1 protein-coding gene is annotated in these 266 nt (G+C 67.3%); it reads left to right on the top strand.

Going from position 1 to position 266, the window contains the following annotated elements; genetic code table 11:
• Nucleotides 1-266: NAD(P)-dependent oxidoreductase (locus tag OH705_RS27590; protein ID WP_323873511.1), on the top strand; the 266-nt coding region annotated here is incomplete at both ends.

Below are 266 nucleotides of genomic sequence, written 5' to 3'. Positions count from 1 at the left end.
GGCCGCCGGCAGCCACGAGGTGCGCGGCAAGACGCTGGGCATCATCGGCTACGGCCACATCGGCACCCAGGTCGGCGTGCTGGCCGAAGCGCTGGGCATGCATGTGCTCTTCCACGACATCGAGACCAAGCTGTCGTTGGGCAACGCCCGCCCGGCCGTCAGCCTGGACGACCTGCTGGAACTCAGCGACGTGGTCACGCTGCACGTGCCGGAAACCGCGGCGACGAAGGACATGTTCGGTGCGGCGCAGATCGCGAAGATGAAAC

The sequence above is a fragment of the Pseudomonas sp. BJa3 genome (genome assembly GCF_026343815.1).
Classification (GTDB): Bacteria; Pseudomonadota; Gammaproteobacteria; order Pseudomonadales; family Pseudomonadaceae; genus Aquipseudomonas; species Aquipseudomonas soli.
The sequence above is the reverse complement of the archived record's forward strand: the minus strand, read 5'-3'. Positions and strand labels throughout refer to the sequence as shown.